Source organism: Oceanicola granulosus HTCC2516 (assembly GCF_000153305.1).
GTDB classification, from domain to species: domain Bacteria; phylum Pseudomonadota; class Alphaproteobacteria; order Rhodobacterales; family Rhodobacteraceae; genus Oceanicola; species Oceanicola granulosus.
This window is the reverse complement of record NZ_CH724111.1, coordinates 77,279-99,413: the sequence shown is the minus strand read 5'-3', so window position 1 is coordinate 99,413 and position 22,135 is coordinate 77,279. Positions and strand designations below refer to the sequence as shown.

18 protein-coding genes are annotated in these 22,135 nt (G+C 70.2%); 16 read left to right on the top strand and 2 right to left on the bottom strand.

All coding sequences use genetic code 11. The annotated features are described in order from the left end of the window. The first annotated feature begins 181 nt into the window (after positions 1 to 181). The 3 genes from OG2516_RS18410 to OG2516_RS18400 are packed head-to-tail and all read left to right on the top strand — an operon-like array spanning position 182 to position 4,809. On the top strand, positions 182 to 2,203 hold the full coding sequence (locus OG2516_RS18410; RefSeq protein WP_007257216.1) for a tripartite tricarboxylate transporter permease: 2,022 nt from the start codon (positions 182 to 184) through the stop codon (positions 2,201 to 2,203). Positions 2,204 to 2,225: 22 nt separating this feature from the next. After that, a complete protein-coding gene (locus OG2516_RS18405) occupies positions 2,226 to 3,989 on the top strand; it encodes a thiamine pyrophosphate-binding protein (RefSeq protein ID WP_007257215.1) in 1,764 nt (587 codons plus the stop codon). Between the two features lie 7 nt (positions 3,990 to 3,996). Continuing rightward, positions 3,997 to 4,809: an alpha/beta fold hydrolase gene (locus OG2516_RS18400; protein WP_007257214.1), complete on the top strand. Its 813-nt coding sequence runs from the start codon at positions 3,997 to 3,999 to the stop codon at positions 4,807 to 4,809. Positions 4,810 to 4,891: 82 nt separating this feature from the next. Here OG2516_RS18400 and OG2516_RS18395 read toward each other — a convergent pair whose 3' ends face one another. Next, positions 4,892 to 5,995: a ParB/RepB/Spo0J family partition protein gene (locus OG2516_RS18395; protein WP_040616415.1), complete on the bottom strand. Its 1,104-nt coding sequence runs from the start codon at positions 5,993 to 5,995 to the stop codon at positions 4,892 to 4,894. Between the two features lie 60 nt (positions 5,996 to 6,055). Next, positions 6,056 to 7,354: an AAA family ATPase gene (locus OG2516_RS18390; protein WP_007257212.1), complete on the bottom strand. Its 1,299-nt coding sequence runs from the start codon at positions 7,352 to 7,354 to the stop codon at positions 6,056 to 6,058. A 452-nt stretch (positions 7,355 to 7,806) separates the two neighbouring features. On the opposite strand from OG2516_RS18390, the gene OG2516_RS18385 reads away from it, so the two are divergent. The 13 genes from OG2516_RS18385 (at position 7,807) to OG2516_RS18325 (ending at position 22,132) form a co-directional block, all read left to right on the top strand. Beyond that, positions 7,807 to 8,490, top strand: a complete 684-nt coding sequence (locus OG2516_RS18385; protein ID WP_040616414.1) for a hypothetical protein — start codon at positions 7,807 to 7,809, stop codon at positions 8,488 to 8,490. A gap of 140 nt (positions 8,491 to 8,630) precedes the next feature. Further along, the gene (locus OG2516_RS18380; RefSeq protein ID WP_083788653.1) at positions 8,631 to 9,281 is read left to right on the top strand and encodes a helix-turn-helix domain-containing protein; all 651 of its coding nucleotides are present in this window, start codon (positions 8,631 to 8,633) and stop codon (positions 9,279 to 9,281) included. Further along, positions 9,278 to 10,849: an ABC transporter substrate-binding protein gene (locus OG2516_RS18375; RefSeq protein ID WP_007257209.1), complete on the top strand. Its 1,572-nt coding sequence runs from the start codon at positions 9,278 to 9,280 to the stop codon at positions 10,847 to 10,849. Before OG2516_RS18380 ends, OG2516_RS18375 begins: the two co-directional genes overlap by 4 nt. A 79-nt stretch (positions 10,850 to 10,928) precedes the next feature. Continuing rightward, positions 10,929 to 11,957 carry an ABC transporter permease gene (locus OG2516_RS18370; RefSeq protein ID WP_007257208.1) on the top strand — a complete coding sequence of 343 codons (1,029 nt, stop codon included), beginning with the start codon at positions 10,929 to 10,931 and terminating at the stop codon, positions 11,955 to 11,957. Further along, positions 11,954 to 12,787: an ABC transporter permease gene (locus OG2516_RS18365; RefSeq protein WP_007257207.1), complete on the top strand. Its 834-nt coding sequence runs from the start codon at positions 11,954 to 11,956 to the stop codon at positions 12,785 to 12,787. Before OG2516_RS18370 ends, OG2516_RS18365 begins: the two co-directional genes overlap by 4 nt. Beyond that, positions 12,784 to 13,656 (top strand): ABC transporter ATP-binding protein, encoded by an 873-nt coding sequence (locus OG2516_RS18360; RefSeq protein WP_007257206.1) that lies wholly within the window; start codon positions 12,784 to 12,786, stop codon positions 13,654 to 13,656. The genes OG2516_RS18365 and OG2516_RS18360 overlap by 4 nt, the downstream gene beginning before the upstream one ends. After that, the gene (locus OG2516_RS18355) at positions 13,653 to 14,450 is read left to right on the top strand and encodes an ABC transporter ATP-binding protein (protein ID WP_007257205.1); all 798 of its coding nucleotides are present in this window, start codon (positions 13,653 to 13,655) and stop codon (positions 14,448 to 14,450) included. The genes OG2516_RS18360 and OG2516_RS18355 overlap by 4 nt, the downstream gene beginning before the upstream one ends. Next, positions 14,450 to 14,929, top strand: a complete 480-nt coding sequence (locus tag OG2516_RS18350) for a GAF domain-containing protein (RefSeq protein ID WP_007257204.1) — start codon at positions 14,450 to 14,452, stop codon at positions 14,927 to 14,929. The genes OG2516_RS18355 and OG2516_RS18350 overlap by 1 nt, the downstream gene beginning before the upstream one ends. A 1-nt stretch (position 14,930) precedes the next feature. Further along, positions 14,931 to 17,006: a hydantoinase/oxoprolinase family protein gene (locus OG2516_RS18345; protein WP_007257203.1), complete on the top strand. Its 2,076-nt coding sequence runs from the start codon at positions 14,931 to 14,933 to the stop codon at positions 17,004 to 17,006. Next, positions 17,003 to 18,655 carry a hydantoinase B/oxoprolinase family protein gene (locus OG2516_RS18340; RefSeq protein WP_007257202.1) on the top strand — a complete coding sequence of 551 codons (1,653 nt, stop codon included), beginning with the start codon at positions 17,003 to 17,005 and terminating at the stop codon, positions 18,653 to 18,655. Before OG2516_RS18345 ends, OG2516_RS18340 begins: the two co-directional genes overlap by 4 nt. 24 nt (positions 18,656 to 18,679) lie before the next feature. After that, the gene (locus OG2516_RS18335) at positions 18,680 to 19,495 is read left to right on the top strand and encodes an aspartate/glutamate racemase family protein (protein ID WP_007257201.1); all 816 of its coding nucleotides are present in this window, start codon (positions 18,680 to 18,682) and stop codon (positions 19,493 to 19,495) included. Next, positions 19,492 to 20,586 carry a M24 family metallopeptidase gene (locus tag OG2516_RS18330; RefSeq protein WP_007257200.1) on the top strand — a complete coding sequence of 365 codons (1,095 nt, stop codon included), beginning with the start codon at positions 19,492 to 19,494 and terminating at the stop codon, positions 20,584 to 20,586. The genes OG2516_RS18335 and OG2516_RS18330 overlap by 4 nt, the downstream gene beginning before the upstream one ends. Continuing rightward, positions 20,579 to 22,132 (top strand): hydantoinase B/oxoprolinase family protein, encoded by a 1,554-nt coding sequence (locus OG2516_RS18325; RefSeq protein WP_007257199.1) that lies wholly within the window; start codon positions 20,579 to 20,581, stop codon positions 22,130 to 22,132. The genes OG2516_RS18330 and OG2516_RS18325 overlap by 8 nt, the downstream gene beginning before the upstream one ends. Positions 22,133 to 22,135: the final 3 nt, after the last annotated feature.

Genomic DNA, 22,135 nt, shown 5'->3' with positions numbered 1-22,135 from the left:
CCATTTCGATGGACCGCGAGAGGCATCCTCCTGCCCGGCGGCCGGAACCGATCTCCAGCGTGCCGTATCCGCACGACAAAATCGGTTGTAAGTATTACTGTCATACATTATACGAAATTGCAACCGGCCCGATGGATGTTGGGAGGCAGCTGTCCGGCTTTGCTTCGAGGGAGGGACTCGATTGATCGAAGCGGCTCTGGAAGCCCTGCTCATCATCGCCGATCCGGCGCGGCTCGTCTTCGTCGCGCTCGGCACGGTGCTCGGGCTGATGATCGGCGTGATCCCCGGGATCGGCGGCCTCGTCGGGCTGGCCTTGCTGTTGCCGTTCACCTTCTCGATGGACCCCTACACCGCCCTCGCCTTCCTCGTCGGCGTGCAGTCCGTCACCACCACCTCCGACACCATCCCCGCCGTCCTGTTCGGCGTCCCCGGCACCACCGGCTCCGCCGCCACCGTGCTCGACGGACACCCGATGGCCAAGAAGGGCGAGGCCGGGCGGGCCTACGGGGCGGCGTTCACCGCCTCGGTCTGCGGCGGGCTGTTCGGCGCGGTCGTGCTGGCGATGTCGATCCCGATCCTGCGCCCGTTCATCATGGCCATTGGCACCCCCGAGCTGCTCGCGATCTGCCTGCTCGGCCTGACCCTCGTCGTGTCGCTCAGTCACGGCGCGCTGTTCAAGGGCCTCGTGGCGACGGCCATCGGCCTGCTGCTCGCCACCATCGGCGACGAGCCCCAGACCGGCGAGATGCGCTGGACCTTCGGCTCGTTCTACCTCTGGGACGGGCTCAGCCTCGTCCCGGTCGCGCTCGGCCTGTTCGCGGTGCCCGAGATGATCGACCTCGGCGCCTCCAAGCGCACCATCGCGCGCGACGGCCGCAAGATGTCGGCCTGGGACCAGCTCGCGGGGGCGCGCGACGCGGTGCGCAACTGGTGGCTGGTGCTGCGCTGCGCCAGCATCGGCACCTTCCTCGGCTCGATCCCCGGCCTCGGCGCCAACGTGATCGACTGGATCTCCTACGGCTACGCCGCCCGCTCCATCCCCGAGGCCCGCGAGACCTTCGGCAAGGGCGACGTGCGCGGCGTCATCGCCGCCGAGAGCGCCAACAACGCCAAGGAAGGCGGCGCGCTCGTGCCCACCCTCGCCTTCGGCGTGCCGGGCTCGGCCTCGATGGCGATCCTGCTCGGCGCGTTCCTGATCCACGGCATCGCCCCCGGGCCCAACATGCTCGACGCGCAGCTCGACGTCACCTTCACCCTGATCTGGACCGTCGCCCTCGCCAACATCCTCGGCGCCGGCATCTGCTTCGGCCTCGCCGGGCAGTTCGCCAAGGTCGCGATGGTGCGCGCGGGGCTGCTCGTGCCGCTGGTGTTCGGCATCATGGTCATCGGCGCCTACCAGGGCGCGAAGGACTACGCCGACCTGCTCGTCCTCGTCGGCTTCGGCCTGCTGGGCTGGGTGATGAAGCGGCTCAACTGGCCGCGCCCGCCGCTGATCCTGGCCTTCGTGCTGGGCGGGCTGGTCGAGAACTACCTGTTCATCTCGCAGCTGCGCTACGGCTTCGGCTGGATGCTCCAGCCCCTGCCCGCAGTGGTGATGCTGATGATCGCCTTCCTGCTGCTGCGCCCCCTCGTCGTGCGCTTCCTGCCCTCCTGGAGCAGCCGCCAGCAGGCCGCCGCCGCCACCCCGGCGGGCAACGGCGCGCAGCCGGCCGTCGTCCACGCCCGCGGCTCCGAGCTGGTCTCCGACCTCGTCCTGTGGGCCGCCGTCGTCGCGCTGATGATCTACGTCTACGTCAGCTCCGCCGGCTGGCCCGCCCCGGCCCGGATGCTGCCGCAGGCCGTCGCCGTCGGCGGCCTCATCGCGGCGGCCGGGTTCTTCGTGTTCCGCGCCATGGGCAAGATCCCCCCGCTGCGCACCGACGCCAGCGAGCCGCTGCCCGCCGTGGCGAAACAGGCGCTGTGGCTCGGCGCGCTCGTCGTCGGGGTCAAGCTCGTGGGGATGCTGCCGGCCATCGCGCTGTTCGCGCTCTGCTACATGATGATCGAGGGCAAGGTCCGCCCGCTCCACGCGGTGCTGATCCTGATCCCGTTCCTCGGCGGCATCTACTTCCTGTTCCACGAGATGCTGCACACGCCCTGGCCGCAATCGCTGCTCGGCGACGCCTTCCCGGACCTGCGCAAGCTGACCGAACGCCTGATTTGACCCGCTGACATTGGAGAGCCCCGTGGACAAACCGACGCCCGACCGACCCGCCGAGACCGCCGCCGCGGGCGAGACGCTCTACGGCAGCGACCTCATCGCCGAGGCCCTGCGCGAGCAGGACTTCCCCTACATCTGCCTCAATCCCGGCGCGAGCTACCGGGGGCTGCACGATTCGCTCGTCAACCATCTCGGCAACGAGACCCCCGAGATCATCACCTGCATGCACGAGGAGCACGCCGTCGGGATCGCGCAGGGCTACGCCAAGATCACCGACACCGCGCTCGCCGTCGCCGTCCATTCCAACGTCGGGCTGATGCATGCCTCCATGGGCATCTTCAACGCCTGGTGCGACCGCACCCCGATGCTCGTGATCGGCGCCACCGGCCCCATCGACGCGGCCAAGCGGCGGCCCTGGATCGAGTGGATCCACACCACCGTCGACCAGGCCGACATCGTGCGCGGCTACACCAAGTGGGACGACCAGCCCGGCTCGCCCGAGGCGGCGGTGGAATCGATCCGCCGGGGCGTCATGCTCACCAACACCCGCCCCTCCGGCCCGGTCTACGTCAACCTCGACGTCAGCATCCAGGAGGCGGAGCTCGCCGAGCGCCCCGACCTCGGCGACGTCTCGCACTACCCCACCCCCGACGACGCCGAACCGCCCAAGGCGGCGCTGCAGGCGGCGCTCGACATCCTGAAGGGCGCCGAGCGGCCGTTCATCTTCTGCGGCCGCGGCAGCCGCAGCGAGGCGGAGTGGACCGACCGCATCCGCCTTGCCGAGGCCATCGGCGCGCGCACCACGGCGCACATGAAGCTGCCGGCGGGCTTTCCGACAACCCACCCGGCCTTCGTCGGCGAGACGGGCTGGCGGCTCAAGGGCCCGGTGCTCGACGCGATCCGGAACGCCGACGCCATCGTCATGCTCGACTGGCTCGACGCGGGCAACACGATCAAGCTCGCCTTCCCGCCCGGCACCGAGCGGCCGCCGATCATCCACATCTCCAACGATTTCCACATCCACCGCGGCTGGAACATGGATTACGGCGGGCTGCCGGCGGCCGACGTCACCATCCCGACCGTCTCCGCCACCGCCGTGCGCGCCCTGCTCGACGGCCTCGAGGCCGGGCCGGCGCGCGAGGCGCTGACGGGCTGGGACGTGCCGGAGGTGACGGGCTCCGGCGAGATCGGGCTGATGGACCTCGCGCGCGCCTTCCACCATGCCAGCAAGGGGCGCGAGATCGCCATCACCGGCCGTCCGCTCGGCTGGCCGGTCAACGCCAACGAGATCGACCACCCGCTCGGCTTCCTCGGCCATACCGGCGGCGGCGGACTGGGGGCGGGCACCAGCATCGCCGTCGGCGCGGCGCTCGGGCTGCGCGAGATCGGCTCGGAGCGGCGCGCCGTGGCGATCCTCGGCGACGGCGACTACACGATGGGCCTCACCGCGATCTGGAACGCGGCGACGCTCAGGCTGCCGGTGCTGTTCCTGATCGCCAACAACCACTCGTACTACAACGACGAGGACCACCAGATAAAGGTCGCCCGCCGCCGTGGCCGGCCCGAGGAGAACGCGCCGATCGGCCAGCGGATGCAGGGCCCCGAGCCCGACCTCGCCGGCCTCGCGCGCGGGCTCGGCCTCGAGGCGCCCGAGCCCGTCACCGACCTCGCCGACCTGCCCGCCGCGCTGGCCGCCGCGCTCGACCGGGTGGCGGAGGGCGCGGCCGTGGTGCTCGACGTGCGGGTGCGCCAGGAATACATTGGCCAGCCGATGGTCGAATTGTCGTGAGGCTGACATGAAGAGCGAACACCAAGCCACCGCCCCCGACGGCACCGCCCTGCGCTACGTGATCTGGCGCGGCGGCGCGGCGAAGCACCGGGTCGCGCTGGTGCACTCGCTGGCGATGCGGGCGGAATTCTGGGAGGCGACGGCGGCGGCGCTCGGCGACGACTGGGAGGTGCTGGCGCTCGATTGCCGGGGCCACGGGGCGTCGGGCAAGCCGGCCGGGCCCTATGCCGTCGAGCAGTTCGCCGACGACCTCGCCGCGGTGCTCGACGACGCGGGCTGGGACGCGGCGGTGATCGGCGGCGCGTCGATGGGCGGCTGCGTGGCGCAGGCCTTCTGCGCCCGCCACGGCGCGCGGACGCGGGCGCTGGGGCTGTTCGACACGACGGCGTGGTACGGCGAGACGGCGCCGGCGGACTGGGAGGGCCGGGGCCAGAAGGCGCGGGCCGAGGGGCTGGCGGCGCTGACGGGCTTCCAGAAGACCCGGTGGTTCTCAGACCACTTCCGCGAGGCCAATCCGGGCCTCGTCGAGGAGACGGTCGCGGTGTTCACCGCCAACGATCCCGACGCCTACCTCGAGACCTGCCGCATGCTCGGCCGCGCCGACCTGCGCGACGCGCTGCCGGGGGTTTCGGTGCCCGCCGCCGTGGTGGTCGGCGAGGAGGATTACGCGACGCCGATCCCGATGGCGAAGGACCTCGCCCGCGCCATCCCCGGCGCGACCTACGAGGTGCTGCCCGGCGTGCGGCACCTGTCGCCGCTGGAGGTGCCGGAGAAGATCGCCGCGACGCTGGCGGCGCTGGTGGAGGGGGTGCCGGGCTGAAGCCCGGCTTACGTCGACGCGCTCACGGCCCGTAGGCCGGGCTTCAGCCCGGCTTACCCGCACTACTTAAAGTTGCACCACTTTATCCCAGACCGTCCAGCAGCTTCTGCACCGCCGCCTCCAGCTTGCGGCGGTCGATGGTGGAGAAGTCGCGCTCGAGGCGCACTTCGAGGCGGCCGTTGGAGGCGGTGCAGCGCGCCCTCCCGGCGGGGTGGTCGAACTGGAAGCTGGTGCGCGCCTTGCTCGGCTTGGAGGCGTCCGGCGCCGGGGCGGGGGCGACCCCCCTGCCCTGCTCGACGATGCGGCGCAGGACGGTGAGCTCGTCCTTGACCGAGCGCGTCTCCCAGTCCTGCAGCTCGGCCTGGATGCGGGCGTCGATGCCTTCGACCTCTTCCATCTTCCTGGCCAGCTCCAGCCCCAGCGAGCGCGGCAGGTCGGGCAGGTACTTGAGGTGCTTGCCGAGCCGCTCGACGATGGGGAGGAAGTTGCGGATGTAGCTGCGCTTCTGGTAGCCGGCGGACTTGTAGAGCTGGGCCACGGCCTCGTGCGGATCGTCGCAGGCGGTGGCCGGATCCGCGGCGTAGTCGAGCGCGAGCTGGGCCATCTCGCCGAAGGAGATGTCCTTGCGCACGAGGTTCTCGTCGACCATCCGGCGGTAGAGCGTCTCGGCCCCCTCCCCCGGCTCGGCGACGGCGGCGGGAATGGCGGCGAAGCGCTCCTCGCCCGTCTCCTCCAACAGCTCGCGGTAGGCGGAAAGGCGGCGGTAGCCCTGGATCAGCTCGTAGCCGTCTCCGGCCCGCTCGAGCCGGATCGGGTTGGACAGGCCGATCTCGGCGATGGAGACCTTGAGCTCCCTGAGGTCGTAATCCAGTCCGGCGCTGCGGTCGCGAACCAGCTTGCGGCTGTGGATCGCGTCGAGCGGGACCGTCTCGACCACGAGGCCGAGCTTCTTCAGCCGGACGAGCTCGTGAGCGAGCGCGTCGTTCTCGGCGCGGATCTTCGCCTCCACCTCCTGGCGCTCGCGCGCGGCGGTGCTGGCTTCGGTGATCGCGGAGGCCATCGGGCCGCGCCGCTCGGAGACCTTCCCCGCGGGGAAGGTCGGCTCCGCTGCCTTGGTTTCCGGTGCGGCCGCGGGTGCGTCGTCCTCGGGCAGCTCGATGTCGAACATCCTGCGCTTCTTAGCCATGCGCCCTCTCCTCCTTGTTGCGACCTTCCCCGCGGGGAAGGTCCGCCTCTAGCCGCGCTGTCATATCTCGTCCCACGCCGTCACGACGCGGCCGCGGAACTCGTCGTAGGCGCGGTCGAAGCTCGCCCGCGCGCGCCGCCATGTCTCCCGGGTCATCTCGCGGTAGTCGATCTCGTAGACCGAGCTCAGGAACCGGCCCGACTGCTCGACAGCGCGGGTCATCTCGACGGGGTGCTCCGCCAAGTGTTCCCCGAAAACCTTGCGAAAGGCTTCCAGCATCGCGCGGTGCAGGTCGTTGCCGGGCTCGTAGCGGGTCATCAGGAAGCGGATGTCGGTGAAGGCCTTGGGCAGGGCGATCTTCCCCGCGGGGAAGGTGCCTTCGAATCCGTGGCCGAGATCCTCGAGCGCCTCGGAGAGCTGGCCGATGAAGCTCGTGGTGCTGTCGTACTCCCAATAGCCCGGGCCCGACGGGATGTAGAGCATGTCGGCGGCGAAGACCGCGTTCATCGACTGGTAGCCGATGGCGGGCGGGCAATCGAAGAGGATGAGGTCGTAATCGTCGTCGCCGAGCTGGTCGAGGTAGCGGGAGACGGCGGCGAAGAACGACCATTCGGGATTGAGGTGGCGGTACTGGGCGGAGGCGAACTCGACGAAGGCGGCGTTGGCGCAGGAGGGGACGATGTCGATCGTGGACCAGGCGGTCTTCTTGATGAAGTCGCCGTGGCGCAGCCGGTCGAGGCCGAGGTCGCGGATCGACGACGGGATCGTGCGGTGGGGCAGGGCGGTCCCGCTCGCGGCGGCCCTGGGGGTGTCGGCGTTCATCCGGTCGGTCTCGCGGATCAGGTCGCGCGCCATGATGCCCCAGACGGTGTAGTCCTCGACGGTGTCGGTCAGGCCCATCGAGTGCGACAGCGTGGCCTGCGGGTCGAAGTCGACGAGGAGCACCCGGTAGCCGTCGAGCGCGGCGGCGTGGGCGAAGTGCAGGGCCACGGTCGACTTGCCGGCGCCGCCCTTGAAGTTGGCGATGGCGCAGCGGAAGGCGCGCTTGTCCTTGGGGCGGGGCGGCAGCAGGCTCCTGCGGTTAACCTTCATGCGCCGGCGCAGCTCGTTGATCTCCTCGAGGGAGAACCAGCGCTGCCGGCCGTCTGGCTCGACTTCCCCGCCGGGAAGGTTCGGCTCGGCGGCGAGGCGGCCGCGGAAGGTGGACTGGTTGATGCGGAAGATCAGCTCGGCCACCTCCCAGGAGGAGAAGCGCCGGAGCGTCTTGTTGTTCTCGGGGCTGAAGGTCTGCTGGCGGATCCAGCTCTGCATCTTCAGCGACTTCGCCTGCAGCTGCGCGAGGTCCTCGTGGGTGTACATCCGGGCCTGCCTCTTTTCGGGACGTTAAATCTGCTCGGGTCGCAAACTACGCCGAATTTGGAGATTTGGGAAAGGGGGAATATCCTGTGGCCGGATCTTCCCCGCGGGGAAGGTATACAGCGTCTTGCGCGGGGTCGCGGCGCGAATCGGCAGCGGCGGCGACGGGTAGAGGCGAGGCGCAGATTTAGGGGGACAGCAGGTTGCCCCCCGCTGCCGATTGGGGGACATTTCCGCAGGATTGGGGGACAGACAGGATGTCCCCCATCACCATAGATACCGATCTTCGATCCTGGATCAGGGGAGGGTCGGGCCGCGCGCGGCGAGTCTGCTTGACAGAATCGAAGAAGCGGACGCAAATGACGTCAGGTTGACGAAGAGCGTTGCGAAAGCGCCGGACAGGTCGGCCGCGAGGCAGCAACACGCCGGCAACGGCGGGCGGGCAGGAGACGGTGATGCAGGTTCTGAGGCCTGTGGGGCGCGAGGCGGCGTCTCGCAAGTACGACATCCTCTCGGCACTCATGGCGTTCGCGCTCTCGGGCGACAAGTCGCGCCAACGGCTGATCCTGCGGCTGACCTCCCTCATCACCACGCGCTACAACTGGCAACGCGACGAGCTGTCGATGGGGCAGGCGGAGATCGCGCGGCTCTGGTGCGTCGACGAGCGCACGGTGAAGCGCGAGATGGCCCGCCTGCGGGGCCTCGGCTGGCTGGTGCTGAAGCGGCAGGGGGCGCGGGGGCGGGTCTCGGTGCACGGGCTCGACCTCGAGCGCATCCTGATCGACACGCGGCCCGTCTGGGCCAACATCGGGACGGACTTCGTCGACCGGCTCGCGCCGGGCGAGACGGCGCCGGAGGCGGGCAACGTGGTGCCGTTCCGCGCGCCCGAACCGGGGGCAGGGGGCGCGGCCGCCGGCACCTGGGGCGCGGCGCAGGCGGTGCTGCACCGCGAGGACGCGGCGACCTACGGGGCATGGTTCCACCTGCTGACGGAAGTGGGGCGCGACGGCGGGCGGCTGACGCTGCTGGCGCCGTCGTCGTTCCATGCCTCCTACGTGGCGACGCACCTGCAGAGCCGCCTGCTGGCGGGCGTGCGGGTGGCGGATCCGTCGGTGAGCCATGTGGAGGTGACGAGCTAGGGCGCAAGATTGCGTCTCCGGCGACCCGTGCGGGAGGTCGCCATGCAGCCCGGAGGCGAAGTGGCGGCAATCTCTGAAAATTTTTAGCAGGGCTAAAAAGTCCTTGACGGGAGGGGCCGGTTCGCTTCAGGTTTTTAGTCATGGTAAAAACGGAAGCCAAATCCCCGGACGCCGGCACGCTCGGAACAGCCCTGCGGGCGCGGCGCAAGGAGCTGGGGCTGTCGATGCAGACGGTCGCGGACGAGGCGGGCCTGTCGGTCGGGTTCATCAGCCAGATCGAGCGCGGGCTGACGGCGCCGTCGCTGTCGTCCCTGGCGACGATCGCGGAGGTGCTCGGGGCCTCGATCCCGGAGTTTCTCGATCGCCCGAAGCGGGGCAGCGAGACGACGCGGCAGGCGATGCGCGAGGTGTTCGCGCTGGCCGCCTCCGACATGAGCTACGAGCGGATCTCGTCGTCGTTCCGGGGCTCGCAGCTCTACTCGGTTATCGTCCACGAGCCGCCCGGCCACCGGGGCGAGCCGATCAGCCACCGGGGGGAGGAGATGTTCTTCGTGCTCGCCGGCGAGGTGACGGTGGAGATCGAGGGGACGATCGACGTCCTGCGCTCCGGCGATTCGGTGCACTTTGACAGCACCCGCGTGCACTCGACCTGGAACGACACCGACAGGACGGCCTCGTTCCTGTGGTGCGGCACCATGGACATCTTCGGTGACGCGCCCGGACCCATTCACGAAAGCGCCCCGGTCAACGAGGGCCAGCCAAACGCCATCAACAGGAGTGAAGTGACATGACCAACCGCCACCTGCTGGCCGGGGCCGCCCTCGCGGCGGCCACCGCGCTGACCAGCCCGGCCTTCGCGCAGAGCGTGCTGCGGCTCGACGAGGTCGCCGTGGGCGAGCTCGACCCCGCGAAAGCGTCGGACTACGCCGACAGCATCCTGATGTTCAACGTCTACGACACGCTCGTGCTGCCCAAGCAGGGCGAGCCCGGCCACGACCCGCACCTGGCGGAGAGCTGGGAGGTCGACGGCGCGACCTACACCTTCACGCTGCGCGACGACGTCAGCTTCCAGTCGGGCAATCCGCTGCGGGCCGAGGACGTGGTCTATTCGCTCGAGCGGATGCAGACGCTGGGGCAGGGCCTGTCGCACCTGTTCGGCGGCGTCACCGCCGAGGCGGTCGACGAGCGCACCGTGCGCTTCGAGCTCGAGGAGCCCTACGCGCCCTTCGTGGCCTCGCTGATCCGCCTGCCCATCGTCGACAAGGCGCTGGTCGAGGAGAACGCGACCGAGGACGATCCTTGGGGCGAGGCGTTCCTGTCCGGCACCGGCGCGGGGACGGGGGCCTACACCGTCACGTCGCACAATCCGCAGGACGAGACCGTGATGGCGGTCAACGACGGCTACTTCCTCGACATCAACGAGGCGGCGCCCGACGAGGTGCGGCTGCGCTACTCGCTGGAGGCCGCCACGGTGCGCACGCTGCTGGCCCAGGGCGAGCATGACATCGCCAGCCAGTGGCTGCCGCCGGAGGTGATCCGGGCGCTTGCCGAGGACGGCGCGCAGCTCTTCACCGAGAGCGGGACCGGGGCGTTCTACATCAAGATGAACACCGCCCGCGCGCCGCTCGACGACGTCAATTGCCGCCAGGCGCTGGCACACGCCTTCGACTACGACACGGCGCTGCGGATGGTGGCGATCACCGACGAGGTGTCGTCGGGCTCGGCCTCCACCGGGGCGATCCCGGTCGGTATGTTCGGCGCGAACCCGGCCGAGGAGGTGCTGACGCGCGATCTCGACGCGGCGCGGGAATACCTCGCCGATTGCCCGACGCCGCCGGAGGACTGGAACCTCGAGATCAGCTGGATCGCCGAGGTGCCGCTCGAGGAGCGCTTCGCGTTGCTGATGCAGGCGAACTTCGCCGAGCTGGGGATCTCCTCGACGATCGAGACGCTGCCCTGGGCGCTGTTCACCGAGCGGGTCGCCAGCCCGGAGAACACGCCGCATATCAGCCAGATCTTCGTCAACGCCGTCACCGGCGACCCGGACACGCTGCTCTACGGCATGTACCATTCCTCGACGCCGGGGACCTGGCAGTCGCCGGAATACCTCGATGACGCGGACGTCGACGCCGCCCTCGAGGCGGGCCGGCGCGGGCCGGGAGAGGCGGAGCGCGAGGCGGCCTACAGCGACCTGAACGACCGGCTGATGGAGCTGGCGCCCACGATCTACGGCTACGACCGGCAGTCGGTCTTCGCCGCGTCCAACCGGGTCAACGCCCCGGCGCTGTCCGACCCCGACATGGCGTTCGGCGTCGACGGGATGGGCTTCAGCTTCCGGCTCATGGAGATGACCGAGTAAGCTCGGCCACCTCCACCGGTCCGGGCCCGTTCCTCCCTGCGGGCCCGGACCCCCGACATCACCAATCCGGGATCCTCCCATGTCCTCTGTCCTGCGCATCCTGCTGAGACGGCTCGGTATCTCCGTGATCGTTCTGATCGGGGTCTCGATGCTGATCTTCGCCATCGCCCGCATCATTCCCGGCGATCCGGCGCGCATCGCGCTGGGGCCGAACGCGACCGCCGAGCAGGTGGTGATGATCCGCACCGAGATGCACCTGGACGAGCCGATCGTGGCGCAATACGGCCATTTCGTCGCGGACGTGCTGCGCGGCGATCTCGGCACCTCGCTCTACACCAACCGCCCCGTCACCACCGACATCGCCGAGTTCCTGCCCGCCACGCTCGAGCTGGTGATCTTCGCCGGCATCCTGATGGTCGGGTTCGGGCTGCCGCTCGGTATCCTCGCCGCGCGCCACCGGGGGCGCTGGCCCGACCACGTGGTGCGGGTGCTGACCCTGCTGACGGTGTCGGCGCCGAGCTTCGTGTGGGCGGTGATCCTGATGCTGCTCTTCGCCTTCTACCTGCCGCTGTTCCCCGTCGCCGGGCGGCTCGACAGCGCCTACGACATCACCCGCGTGACCGGCTTCCTGACCGTCGACACGCTGATCGCGGGCAACTTCGGCGCGTTCCTCGACGCGCTGCACCACCTGGTGCTGCCGGCCGTGGCGCTGGCGCTGTCGGGGATCGGGCAGGCGGCGCGGCTGACGCGGGCCAACATGGTCGAGACCTACGATAAGCCCTACATCGAGATGGCCGAGGCCTACGGCTTCTTCCCGTCGCGGATCGCCCGCCGCTACGCCTTCAAGCCCTCGCTGATCCCGTCGCTGACGATCATCGGCCTCGATTTCGCGGCGATGCTCGGCAACGCCTTCCTGGTGGAGGCCGTCTTCGCCTGGCCGGGGCTGTCGCGCTACGGCGTGGCGGTGATCCTGCGCAAGGACCTGAACGCGATCATGGGCACCGTCCTGATCATCGCGCTGACCTTCCTGGTGGTGAACATCATCGTCGATCTGCTGATCGCCTTCCTCAACACGCGTATCCGCCATTCCACGAGGGGAGCGACATGACCCGGGCCCTGCGCATCATCGCCTCCAACCCGATGTCGCTCGCCGGTCTGCTGCTGGTGCTGCTGATCGTCGCCGCCGCGATCTTCGCGCCGTGGGTGGCGCCGTTTCCGACCCACAACACCGCGGTGATCGACTTCGCCTACGCCAACCAGGGGCCGAGCGCGCGCAACTGGATGGGCACCGACCTCGTGGGCCGGGACATCTTCTCGCGCATCCTCTACGCCTACCGGATCAGCCTCGGGCTCGGCATCGTGGTGCTGATCATCGCCGCGCCGGTCGGGACCGTGGTGGGGCTGCTGGCGGGCTACCTCGGCGGCTGGACGGAATCGGTGCTGATGCGGCTCGTCGACGTGTTCCTGTCGATCCCGCCGCTGGTGCTGGCGATCGCGGTGCTCGGGGTGCTCGAGCCGACGCTGACCAACGCGATGATCGCCGTCACCGTGATGTGGTGGCCCTGGTACGCGCGGCTGGTCTATTCCATCGCCCGCTCCGAGCGCGAGGAGGGCTACGTGCTCGCCGCCGAGGTGATCGGCGCGCCGACCGCCCACATTGCCTTCCGCGAGGTGCTGCCCAACTGCCTGCCGGCGATCATCACCAAGATGACGCTCGACATGGGCTTCGTCATCATCATCGCCTCGTCGCTGTCGTTCCTCGGGCTCGGGGTGCAGCCGCCGACGCCGGACCTCGGCTCGATGGTGGCCGAGGGGGCGCGCTACCTGCCCGACAGCTGGTGGATGACGGTGTTCCCGGGCCTCGCGATCCTGCTGGCGGTGTTCGGCTTCAACCTGCTGGGCGACGGCCTGCGCGAAGTGCTGGGGGTGGACGAATGAGCGCTCTGCTGGACATCCGCGACCTGCGGCTCGGCTTCAAGGGGCTGCGCGGGATCACCGAGGTGCTGCACGGCATCGACCTCGCCATCGCCGCCGGCGAGCGGGTGGCGCTGGTCGGCGAGAGCGGCTCGGGCAAGTCGGTCACCGCGCGGATCATCCTCGGCCTGCTGCAGGAGGCGCGCGCGGCGCGGGTCTCGGGGGCGGTGGAGTTCGACGGGCGGGACATCTCGACCATGCCGGCCCGGCAGCGCGCGAAGCTGCGCGGGACCGAGATGTCGATGATCTTCCAGGATCCGACCTCGTCGCTGAACCCGACCTTCACCATCGGCCGGCAATTCGCCGAGGTCATGCGCCGCCGCCAGCCCGAGATGAGCCGGGAGGCCTGCGACCGGCGGGCGAGCGAGATGCTGGCGGAGGTGTCGATCCCCGACCCGGCGCGGGTGCTGTCGGCCTATCCGTTCCAGCTTTCGGGCGGCATGAACCAGCGGGTGATGATCGCCATGGCGCTGGTCAACCACCCCAAGCTGCTGCTCGCCGACGAGCCCGGCACCGCGCTCGACGTGTCGGTGCAGGCGCTGACGCTGCGGCTGATGCACGACCTGGTCGAGCGGCACGGCACCGCGGTGCTGTTCATCTCGCACAACCTCGGCGTGGTGCGCGAGTTCGCCGACCGGGTCTACGTCATCTACCGCGGCCGGATCGTGGAGGAGGGGCCGACGCGGGCGCTCTTCGACAACCCCGGCCACGCCTACACCCGCGCGCTGATGTCGGCGGTGCCGCGGATCACCGGCGCGGGGCTGCCCGAGGTGCCGGAGGTCAGCGACGACTTCCTCGCGCCGATGGTGCGCCACACGGGAGGGGCGGCATGAGCCTGTTGAGCGTCGAGAGCCTGTCCAAGACCTTCCAGACCCCGAGCGGCCCGGTCCACGCGCTGCGCGACGTGTCGCTGTCGGTCGAGCGCGGCGAGTGCCTCGCGGTGGTGGGCGAGAGCGGGTCGGGCAAGACCACGCTGGCCAACATGATCCTCGGCATCCTCGCCGCCACCAGCGGGACGATCCGCTTCGACGGTCGGGAGCTGCCGGTCCGGCGCGGGCCCGAGCACCGCCGCGCGATCCAGCTGGTGCAGCAGAACCCGCTGTCGTCGCTGAACCCCAAGCGCAGCATCGGCGCCTCGGTGCGGCTCGGGCTCGACACCTACGGCATCGGCGCCCGGTCCGAGCGGTGGGCGCGGGTCGAGGCGGCGCTCGAGGAGGTCGGCCTGCCCGGCGAGATGCGGCGGCGCGGGCCCTCGGGGCTGTCGGGCGGGCAGCGCCAGCGGGTCGGCATCGCGCGGGCGCTGGCGTGCGATCCGGAGCTGCTGGTGCTCGACGAGCCGACCTCGGCGCTCGACGTGCTGGTGCAGGCGCGGGTGCTGCGGCTGCTCAACGAGCTGCGCGCCGAGAAGCGGCTGACCTACGTCTTCATCACCCACGACCTCGCCGTGGTGCGCAACGTCGCCGACCGGGTCGCGGTCTTCAAGTCGGGCGAGCTCGTCGAGACCGGCGAGACCGCCCGGATCTTCACCGCCCCCGAGCACCCCTACACGCGGTCCCTGATCGGGGCGGTGCCGGTCGTGGACGAGGACGAACTGCAATTGAGAAACACACTCGCAGGAGAGCAATAATGGAATTTACCGAAGCGATGGCGGCGAAGGGCCAGCCGGATGCAAGCTTCGAGGCGCTGGCGCGGCTGGTGCAGGAGACGGTGGGTGCCAAGCTCTTCACCACGATGATCATCGACCGCGAGAACGAGGTCGTCCGCCGCAACTTCACCAACATGCCCGACGCCTATCCCGTCTCCGGCGAGAAGCCGCTGAACAAGGATCGCTGGTCGGACATCGTCGAGGGCCAGCACAAGACGTTCGTGGCCAATTCCATCGACGAGATCGCGGCGGTCTTCCCCGACTACGAGCTGATCCAGTCGCTCGGCTGCGAGAGCTGCATGAACGTGCCCGTGACCATCGACGGGCAGGTCGTGGGCACGCTGAACTGCCTGCACGAGGCGGGCTACTACACCGACGAGAAGGTCGCCGCGGCCGAGGCGCTGAAGCTGCCCGGGGCCGTCGCCTTCCTGATCCACGAAACCCGCAAAAAGGGGGCCTGACATGTCCGAAACGATCCGCCGTGTGGCCACCGACGTGGGCGGCACCTTCACCGACCTCGTCGCCTTCGAGACCCGTGCCGACGGCACGATGGAGATCGTCACCGCCAAGTCGGACACGACGCCGCCGGACTTCGAGAACGGCGTGCTCAACGTGCTGAAGAAGGGCGGGATCGACCCGGAGACCGTGACCTTCATGGCGCACGGCACCACCGTCGTCATCAACGCGCTGACCGAGCGCAAGGGGGTGAAGGTCGGGCTCATCACCACCGAGGGCTTCCGCGACGTGCTCGAGATCGCGCGGGGCAACCGGCCCGATTTCTTCAACCTGCACTACGAAAAGCCCGCGCCCTTCGTGCCGCGCCACCTGCGCGCGGAGCTGCCCGGGCGGATCACCTACCAGGGCCAGGAGCGCACCCCGCTCGACACGTCCGGCCTGCCCGCGATCCTCGACGGCTTCCGCGCCGAGGGGGTCGAGGCGGTGGCGGTCTGCCTGCTCCACGCCTACGCCGACACCTCGCACGAGGAGGCGGTGCTGGCGGAGGTGCGCCGGCTCTGGCCGGAGGTCTCGGTGGTCGCCTCGCACCAGATCACCCGCGAGTGGCGCGAATACGAGCGCACCAACACCACGGTGCTGTCGGCCTACGTGCAGCCGGTCGCGGCGCGCTATCTCGGCAAGCTCGACGCTGCGCTGAAGGCGCAGGGGCTGCCCAAGAGCCCCTACATCATGCAGTCGAATTGCGGCGTCGACAGCCTCGAGGCCACCTCGGCGGTCCCGATCAACATGGTCGAGAGCGGCCCGGCCTCGGGCTTCTGGGGCGCCGCCGAGCTCGGCAAGCTGATCGGCGAGCCCAACATCCTCGCGCTCGACATCGGCGGGACCACCGCGAAGTGCAGCCTGATCGAGGGCGGCGAGGTGCGGATCATGACCGATTACTGGATCGAGCGCAGCCGCAAGTCGGCGGGCTACCCGATCATGGTGCCGGTGGTCGACCTCGTCGAGATCGGCAACGGCGGCGGCTCGATCGCTTGGGTCGACGATTTCGGCAAGCTGCATGTCGGCCCGCAATCGGCCGGCGCGCTGCCCGGCCCGGCGGCCTACGGCAAGGGCGGCGACAACGCCACCACCACCGACGCCAACCTCTGGCTCGGCCGGATCAACCGCGACTACTTCTGCGGCGGCGAGGTCGAGGCGCACATGGACGCCGCCGAGGCGGCGCTGACGGCGGTGGGCGAGAAGCTCGGGGTCAGCACCGACGAGGCGGCGCAGGGGATCGTGCGGATCGCCAACAACAACATGGTCAACGCGCTCAAGCTGGTCAGCCTCAACCGCGGCCACGACACCCGCGACTTCACCCTGCTGGCCTTCGGCGGCGGCGGCGCGATGCACGCCGTGGCGCTGGGGCAGGAGCTGCAGGTGAAGAAGGTCGTGGTGCCGGCCGCGGCGGCGGTGTTCTCGGCGTTCGGGATGATGATGTCCGACCTGCGCCGCGACACCTTCGTCACCCAGCTCGTCGACCTCGAAGAGGGTGCGGGCGCCCTGATCGAGGCCACCTTCGCCGAGGCGGAGACGCAGGCGCGCGCCACGTTCGAGGCCGAGGGCGTCGATCCGGCCCGGGTCGACTTCCTGCGCTACGGCAAGTTCCGCTACCAGAACCAGGAGCACACCACCGAGGTGCAGCTCGAGGGCGAGGTGACGGACGCGGCGCTCGAGAAGATCGCCGCCGACTTCCACGAGGCCTATGAGCGCGAATACACCTACCGGCTCGACGCGCCGGTGGAGATGGTCGGGGTCCATCTCGTCGCCCGCGCCGAGGTGGGCAAGCTCGAGATGAAGCCCGCCGAGATCGGGCCGGCCGATGCCAGCGGCGCCAGCAAGGGCCGGCGCGAGGTGGATTACGCGCTCGAGGGCAAGCACGAGGCCGACATCTACGACGGCACGAAGCTCGCGCCGGGCATGAAGTTCACCGGCCCCGCGATCATCGAGGATCCGGGCACCACCATCGTCATCCACCCGGGCAACCGGGTCGAGATCGACGCCTACCGCAACGTCCACATCCACCTGGGAGACGCGGCATGAGCGCTGACGCCGATCCGATCACCCTGGAGATCATCCAGAACTCGCTGCAATCGGCGGCCGACGAGATGTTCGCCGCGATGCGCAAGACGGCGATGTCGTCGATCATCTACGAGGTGCTCGACATGGGCACCGGGATCACCGACGCCGAAGGGCGCATCGCGTCGTCGGGGGCGGGGATCCCGGCCTTCATCGGCGTGCTCGACAAGTCGGTGCAGTTCATCCTGAAGAAGTTCGACGCCGACGACATCCGCCCCGGCGACGTCTTCATCACCAACGACCCCTGGCACGGCGGCGTCACGCACCTCAACGACCTGGTGCTGGCGATGCCGGTCTTCGCCGACGGCGCGATCATCGCCTGGACCGCCAACATCGCGCACAATTCCGACGTCGGCGGCATGGCGCCGGGCTCGCTGTCGGGCGAGGCGACGGAGATCTGGCAGGAGGGGCTGCGGCTGCCGGCGGTGAAGGTGATCCGCGAGGGCGTCACCGACGACGCGGTGATCGACATCATCACCACCAACAGCCGGATGCCCGACTTCCTCAAGGGCGACGTTTGGGCGGCGATCGCCTCGGTCCGGGTCGGGGCGCGGCGGCTGCAGGGGCTGGCGGCGAAGTACGGCACCGGCACCTTCCTGAAGGCGATGGACCACTTCATGGACTTCGGCGAAAGGGCTGCGCGCGCCGAGCTGGCGCAGCTGCCGCACGGCACCTTCGAGCTGTCGGAAGAGCAGGACGACGGCCGCGTCTTCAACGTCAAGGTGACGATCAGCGCCGACGAGTTCCTCGTCGACCTGCGCGACAACCCCGACCAGGACACCGGGCCGACCAACGCCTGCAAGGACGGCACGATGATCTGCGCGCAGATGGTCTTCAAGTCGCTCACCGGCTCGGACAGCCCCGCCAACGACGGCAGCTTCCGGCCGCTGCGGGTGCTGACCCGCGAGGGCTCGATCTTCGACGCCCGCGAAGGCTCGGCGATCGGCTTCTACTTCGAGACCGAGGTGCGGGTCTACGACCTGATCTGGCGCTGCCTGGCGCGCCACATCCCCGAGCGGCTGCCGGCTGGGCATTTCAGCTCGATCTGCGGCACGTTCATCGGCGGCATCCACCCCGATACCGGGCGGCAATACACGATCATCGAGCCGCAGATCGGCGGCTGGGGCGCCTGGGAGGGCCGCGACGGCAACCCGTGCATCTTCTCGGGCTTCCACGGCGAGACCTACAACACCCCCGCCGAGATCTCCGAGGCCCGCAACGGGCTGTTCGTCGACCGCATGGCGCTCAACACCGCGCCGGGCGGCGAGGGGCAGTGGAACGGCGGCCGCGGGCTGGTGCTCGAATACCGGATCCGCACCGAAAACGGCTTCCTCACCGCCGGCTACACCCGCTCGCGGATCAAGCCGTGGCCGCTCGAGGGCGGCGAGGAGGGCTCGGGCAACTTCGTCGAGGTGATCAAGGCCGACGGCAGCGAGGAGACCTACAGCTTCGTCTCCGGCCTGGCGCTGACCACCGACGACGTGGTGCGGGTCATCACCTCGTCGGGGGCCGGCTACGGCGATCCGAAGCAGCGCGACCGCGACGCGGTGCGGCGCGACATCGAGGCCGGGCTCATCACCGAAGAGCGCGCGCGCGAGGTTCACGGCCTCTGAGGCCAGTCCAGGGGAGGACGAAGGATGGTCAAGATCATGTATCTCAGCCCGGTCGCGCACCGGGCCGGCCATGACGACCTGTTCGCGGACATGGCCCGCGACTACAAGCTGCCGGGCACCGAGGTCCACGTCACCTCGCTGCCCGAGGGGGTCGGGCGGTTCGAGCACATCGAGTACCGCAGCTTCGAGGGGATGGTGACCGCCGGCATCATCCGCGCCACCCGCGCCGCGGCGCGCGAGGGGTTCGACGCGCTGGTGATCGGCTGTTTCTACGACACCGCGCTCGCAGAGGCGCGCGAGGTCTCGGGCGAGATGATCGTCACCGCCCCCTGCGCCGCGTCCTGCGAGATCGCCGCCAGCCTGTCCAACCGGTTCGGGGTGATCGTCGGGCGGCGCAAGTGGGTCGACCAGATGCAGGCCACGGTGCACGCGCTCGGCCACCGGGACCGGCTGGCGGGCTTCTACCATGTCGAGCTCGGCGTGACCGAGTTCCAGGCCGACCACGACCGCACCGCGAGCCGGCTGCTCGCGGCCGGGCGGCGGGCGGTCGAGGAGGATTACGCCGAGGCGCTGATCCTGGGCTGCACGATGGAGGTGGGCTTTTACGCCGAGGTCGAGCGGCAGCTCGGCGTGCCGGTGATCGACCCGTCGATCGCGGCGCTGAAGCGGGCCGAGTACGGCGCGCTGCTGAAGCGGGATTGCGGCTGGAAGCCCTCGCGCAAATGGTCCTGCGAGGCGCCGCCCGAGGATGAGATTGCAAGGATCGGCACCTTCGACGACGGCCCCGCCTTCGGCGGCCGGATCGTCGTCGCGGCCGAGGATGGAAGGAGCTCCACATGACGACGACCGCACGGCTGGACGCGCTGCGCGCGAAGATGGACGAGACCGGCACCGACCTCGTGGTGCTGGGGCCGGGCGCGCACCTTGCGTGGCTGCTCGGGGTGAAGCCCCACGCCGACGAGCGGCCCTGCCTCGCCTTCGTCTCGGCCAAGGGGGCCGGGTTCCTGATGCCCGCGCTCGAGGCCGAGAGCGCGCGGACGCAGACCGACCTGCCGTTCTTCGAATGGGCCGACGATGCCGGGCCGGAGGCGGCGCTGGCGGAGCTACTGGGAGAGCTCGGCGTCCGCGACGCCGGTGCGCTCGTGCTCGACGAGACGATGCGCGCCGATCACGCCGCGCTCGTCACCGACGCGCTGCCGGGGGCCGCGCGGCGCTTCACCGTCGACACGGTCGGGGCGCTGCGGATGCGCAAGGGCGACGACGAGCTGGCCGCGCTGAAGCGCAACGCGCAGATCGCCGACCGCGCGATGCAGGCCGCCCGCGCCGCGATGGCGCCGGGCAAGACCGAGGCGGAGATCGCAGCGGTCGTGCGCGGCCACTTCGCGGAGGCGGGGGCCAAGCCGCTGTTCACCATCATCGGTGCCGGCAAGAACGGCGCTTTCCCGCACCACCAGACCGGCGAGACGGTGCTGCGGGACGGCGACGCCGTGGTCATGGACATCGGCGCGGCGTCGGAAGGCTATTCGTCGGACATCACCCGCATGGCGGTGATCGGCGACGGGCCGGAGGGCTACGCCGAGGTGCACGCCGTGGTCGAGGCGGCGGTGCAGGCGGCGCTCGCGGCGGCGCGTCCGGGGGTGAAGGCGCGGGAGGTCGACGACGCGGCGCGCGGCGTGATCGCCGAGGCGGGCTACGGCGAGTACTTCGTCCACCGCACCGGCCACGGCCTCGGCACCGAGGTCCACGAGCCGCCCTTCATCACCGCCAGCTCCGACACGGTGCTCGACGAGGGCATGGTGTTCTCCATCGAGCCCGGCATCTACCTGCCCGGCCGCTTCGGCATCCGGCTCGAGGAGATCGTGGTGCTGCGCGCCGACGGCCCCGAGATCCTCTCCGACCTGCCGCGCGACGCGGAGCGGATCGATGGCTGATCCCTTCACCCTCTCGGTCGTGCAGGCCGGCCTCGACAGCGCCGCCGAGGAGATGTTCGAGGTGCTGCGCAAGACGGCGATGAGCCCGATCATCTACGAGGTGCTCGACGTCGGCACCGGCATCACCGCCGCCGACGGCGCGCTGGTCAGCTCGGGCGCGGGGATCCCGTCGTTCGTCGGCGTGCTCGACAAGTCGGTCAAGGCGATCCTCGCCAAGGAGGGCGGGCGCATCGAGGAGGGCGACGTCTTCGTCACCAACGATCCCAATTTCGGCGGCGTCACCCACCTCAACGACGTCGTCGTCGCCGAGCCGGTGTTCTTCGAGGGGGCCTGCGTGGCCTGGGTGGCGTCGATCGCCCATTGGGGCGACATCGGCGGCTCGACGCCCGGCTCGATGGCGACCGACGTGACCGGCATCGTCGCCGAGGGGCTGCGGCTGCCGATCGTGCGGCTGTTCTCGCGCGGCGAGCGCAACGCGGCGGTGGCCGACATCATCCAGACCAACTCGCGGCTGCCCGACTTCGTGACCGGCGATCTCTGGGCGCAAGTCTCGGCGGGGCGGCGGGCGGCGAGGCTGATCCGGGGGCTGTGCGCGCGCTACGGCGCCGAGACGATCCGCTCGGCCATCGACGACGCCCACGCCACCGGCCGGGCGCGGGCGCTGCAGGGGCTGGCGGAGCTGCCGCGCGGGACCTTCGAGGTCGCCCAGCCGCAGGACGACGGCAGTACCTGGCGGGCGAAGATCACCATCGCCGAGGACAGCTTCACCGTCGACCTGCGCGACGCGCCCGACCAGAGCCCCGGCCCCTACAACACCTGCCGCGACGGGGCGCTGGTGGCCTGCCAGATCCTGTTCAAGGCGCTCACCGACCCCGACCGCTACGCCAATGCCGGTTCGTTCGAGCCGCTGCGGGTGCTGACCCGGCCCGGCTCGCTGTTCGATCCCTCGCCCGAGGCGGCGCACGGCTATTACTTCGAGACCCGGATCCGGCTGATCGACATGCTCTGGCGCGGCCTTGCCGAGCAGGGGGGCGTGGACCTGCCGGCGGGCAGCTTCGCGTCGATCTTCGGCGTCGTCATCGCCGGCCGCCACCCGGTCACCGGGCGCCGCTACACGATGGTCGAGCCGCAGATGGGCGGCTGGGGGGCCACGAGGGAGCGGCCGGGCAACGACGCGATGTTCTCCACCAACCACGGCGACACCTTCAACTGCCCCATAGAGGTCGCCGAGGCGCGCTACGGCTTCGAGGTCATCGGCAAGTGGCTCGGGGCGCGCCACGAGGCGGCGGGCGAGCACGCGGGCGGGCGCGGCGTCCATACCCGCTACCGGCTGCACGCCGACGCGGTGATCTCGGCCGGGTTCTCGCACGGCGTCGTGCCGGTCTGGGCGCTGCCGGGGGCGAGCGAGGGCGGGCTCAACCGCCTGACGCTGGCGCGCGACGGCGAGACCGAGGCGCAGCCGACCTTCCTGAGCAAGCGGCGCATCGCGGCGGGCGACGAGCTCGAGATCGCCACCGCGCGCGGCGGCAACGCGCGGGCGGGGTAGGGG

Bases quoted from the DNA above. Each gene is read 5' to 3' on its own strand.
- OG2516_RS18330 (WP_007257200.1), top strand. From the start codon at position 19,492: ATGACGACGACCGCACGGCTGGACGCGCTGCGCGCGAAGATGGACGAG.
- OG2516_RS18375 (WP_007257209.1), top strand. From the start codon at position 9,278: ATGACCAACCGCCACCTGCTGGCCGGGGCCGCCCTCGCGGCGGCCACC.
- OG2516_RS18350 (WP_007257204.1), top strand. From the start codon at position 14,450: ATGGAATTTACCGAAGCGATGGCGGCGAAGGGCCAGCCGGATGCAAGC.
- OG2516_RS18335 (WP_007257201.1), top strand. From the start codon at position 18,680: ATGGTCAAGATCATGTATCTCAGCCCGGTCGCGCACCGGGCCGGCCAT.
- OG2516_RS18370 (WP_007257208.1), top strand. From the start codon at position 10,929: ATGTCCTCTGTCCTGCGCATCCTGCTGAGACGGCTCGGTATCTCCGTG.
- OG2516_RS18325 (WP_007257199.1), top strand. From the start codon at position 20,579: ATGGCTGATCCCTTCACCCTCTCGGTCGTGCAGGCCGGCCTCGACAGC.
- OG2516_RS18355 (WP_007257205.1), top strand. From the start codon at position 13,653: ATGAGCCTGTTGAGCGTCGAGAGCCTGTCCAAGACCTTCCAGACCCCG.
- OG2516_RS18365 (WP_007257207.1), top strand. From the start codon at position 11,954: ATGACCCGGGCCCTGCGCATCATCGCCTCCAACCCGATGTCGCTCGCC.
- OG2516_RS18360 (WP_007257206.1), top strand. From the start codon at position 12,784: ATGAGCGCTCTGCTGGACATCCGCGACCTGCGGCTCGGCTTCAAGGGG.
- OG2516_RS18395 (WP_040616415.1), bottom strand. From the start codon at position 5,995: ATGGCTAAGAAGCGCAGGATGTTCGACATCGAGCTGCCCGAGGACGAC.
- OG2516_RS18380 (WP_083788653.1), top strand. From the start codon at position 8,631: ATGGTAAAAACGGAAGCCAAATCCCCGGACGCCGGCACGCTCGGAACA.
- OG2516_RS18385 (WP_040616414.1), top strand. From the start codon at position 7,807: ATGCAGGTTCTGAGGCCTGTGGGGCGCGAGGCGGCGTCTCGCAAGTAC.
- OG2516_RS18340 (WP_007257202.1), top strand. From the start codon at position 17,003: ATGAGCGCTGACGCCGATCCGATCACCCTGGAGATCATCCAGAACTCG.
- OG2516_RS18345 (WP_007257203.1), top strand. From the start codon at position 14,931: ATGTCCGAAACGATCCGCCGTGTGGCCACCGACGTGGGCGGCACCTTC.
- OG2516_RS18390 (WP_007257212.1), bottom strand. From the start codon at position 7,354: ATGTACACCCACGAGGACCTCGCGCAGCTGCAGGCGAAGTCGCTGAAG.
- OG2516_RS18400 (WP_007257214.1), top strand. From the start codon at position 3,997: ATGAAGAGCGAACACCAAGCCACCGCCCCCGACGGCACCGCCCTGCGC.